Source organism: Xenorhabdus szentirmaii DSM 16338 (assembly GCF_002632585.1).
GTDB classification, from domain to species: Bacteria; Pseudomonadota; Gammaproteobacteria; order Enterobacterales; family Enterobacteriaceae; genus Xenorhabdus; species Xenorhabdus szentirmaii.
Window position 1 is genome coordinate 1 of record NZ_NIBV01000010.1, and the last position, 2,233, is coordinate 2,233.

General features: G+C 44.2%; 2 protein-coding genes and 2 pseudogenes. 3 read left to right on the forward strand and 1 reads right to left on the reverse strand.

Going from position 1 to position 2,233, the window contains the following annotated elements:
* Both Xsze_RS21265 and Xsze_RS21270 read left to right on the forward strand, forming a co-directional pair.
* The coding region (locus Xsze_RS21265) for a fimbrial protein (RefSeq protein WP_143707615.1) at positions 1-260 on the forward strand (260 nt) is incomplete at its 5' end.
* Positions 261-339: 79 nt separating this feature from the next.
* Positions 340-468, forward strand: a pseudogene (locus Xsze_RS21270) (fimbrial biogenesis chaperone); the annotation flags it as partial.
* Between the two features lie 15 nt (positions 469-483).
* On the opposite strand, the gene Xsze_RS21275 reads toward Xsze_RS21270, so the two are convergent.
* On the reverse strand, positions 484-1,692 hold the full coding sequence (locus Xsze_RS21275; RefSeq protein WP_006250222.1) for an IS4-like element ISVsa5 family transposase: 1,209 nt from the start codon (positions 1,690-1,692) through the stop codon (positions 484-486).
* Between the two features lie 108 nt (positions 1,693-1,800).
* Here Xsze_RS21275 and Xsze_RS21285 point away from each other — a divergent pair.
* Positions 1,801-2,233: pseudogene (locus Xsze_RS21285) on the forward strand (fimbrial biogenesis chaperone); the annotation flags it as partial.

Genomic DNA, 2,233 nt, shown 5'->3' on the forward strand with positions numbered 1-2,233 from the left:
TCCCTAATCTGGCAAAAGTAGGCTCTTTTGCTGGCATAGCGGCAACAGGTGTGGGTATCCGTATTGACGATGCGGAAAGCGGAAACATTATGCCACTGAATGCTATGGGCAATGATAACACGGTTTATCAGATCCCGGCGGAATCCAATGGTATTGTCAATGTTGACCTCATCGCTTACTACGTATCAACCGTAGTTCCATCAGAAATCACCCCAGGGGAAGCAGACGCTATCGTTAACGTAACGCTGGATTACCGTTAATACGTTAGGGCGTTATCTGACCTGTCAGATAACGCCCTTTTCCTTCCTCTTTCTCGTTGTATCAGGTTGAAAAATAACTATGTCAAAACGAACATTCGCGGTGATATTAACCTTGTTGTGTAGCTTCTGTATTGGCCAGGCGCTTGCAGGAGGAATCGTTTTACAGCGAACGCGAGTGATCTATGATGCCAGCCGCAAAGAGGCTGCGTTCTGAGAGATCCCCTCATAATTTCCCCAAAGCGTAACCATGTGTGAATAAATTTTGAGCTAGTAGGGTTGCAGCCACGAGTAAGTCTTCCCTTGTTATTGTGTAGCCAGAATGCCGCAAAACTTCCATGCCTAAGCGAACTGTTGAGAGTACGTTTCGATTTCTGACTGTGTTAGCCTGGAAGTGCTTGTCCCAACCTTGTTTCTGAGCATGAACGCCCGCAAGCCAACATGTTAGTTGAAGCATCAGGGCGATTAGCAGCATGATATCAAAACGCTCTGAGCTGCTCGTTCGGCTATGGCGTAGGCCTAGTCCGTAGGCAGGACTTTTCAAGTCTCGGAAGGTTTCTTCAATCTGCATTCGCTTCGAATAGATATTAACAAGTTGTTTGGGTGTTCGAATTTCAACAGGTAAGTTAGTTGCTAGAATCCATGGCTCCTTTGCCGACGCTGAGTAGATTTTAGGTGACGGGTGGTGACAATGAGTCCGTGTCGAGCGCTGATTTTTTCGGCCTTTAGAGCGAGATTTATACAATAGAATTTGGCATGAGATTGGATTGCTTTTAGTCAGCCTCTTATAGCCTAAAGTCTTTGAGTGACTAGATGACATATCATGTAAGTTGCTGATAGGTTTCCAGTTTTCCGCTCCTAGGTCTGCATATTGTACTTTTCCTCTTACTCGACTTAACCAGTACCAACCCAGCTTCTCAACGGATTTATACCATGGCACTTTAAAGCCAGCATCACTGACAATGAGCGGTGTGGTGTTACTCGGTAGAATGCTCGCAAGGTCGGCTAGAAATTGGTCATGAGCTTTCTTTGAACATTGCTCTGAAAGCGGGAACGCTTTCTCATAAAGAGTAACAGAACGACCGTGTAGTGCGACTGAAGCTCGCAATACCATAAGCCGTTTTTGCTCACGGATATCAGACCAGTCAACAAGTACAATGGGCATCGTATTGCCCGAACAGATAAAGCTAGCATGCCAACGGTATACAGCGAGTCGCTCTTTGTGGAGGTGACGATTACCTAACAATCGGTCGATTCGTTTGATGTTATGTTTTGTTCTCGCTTTGGTTGGCAGGTTACGGCCAAGTTCGGTAAGAGTGAGAGTTTTACAGTCAAGTAAGGCGTGGCAAGCCAACGTTAAGCTGTTGAGTCGTTTTAAGTGTAATTCGGGGCAGAATTGGTAAAGAGAGTCGTGTAAAATATCGAGTTCGCACATTTTGTTGTCTGATTATTGATTTTTGGCGAAACCATTTGATCATATGACAAGATGTGTATCTACCTTAACTTAATGATTTTGATAAAAATCATTAGGGGATTCATCAGGGCTGCGTTACCTGTCGCAAACAAAGGCGCAGAAACGCCTTATTTACTGCAATCATGGGTAGATAATATAGATGGTAAAAGCCGTGCCCCATTTATTATAACCCCACCGCTATTTCGTCTTGAGGCTGGCGATGACTCATCACTGCGAATTATTAAAACAGCTGATAACCTGCCTGAAAATAAAGAGTCGCTGTTCTACATTAATGTTCGTGCCATTCCAGCAAAGAAAAAATCAGATGATGTTAATGCTAACGAGTTGACGCTGGTATTTAAAACACGGATCAAAATGTTTTATCGCCCCGCACACCTGAAGGGACGGGTAAACGATGCGTGGAAATCACTGGAATTTAAACGTAGTGACCATTCACTCAATATATATAACCCAACTGAATATTACGTCGTATTTGCCGGACTGGCAGTCGATAAAACCGATC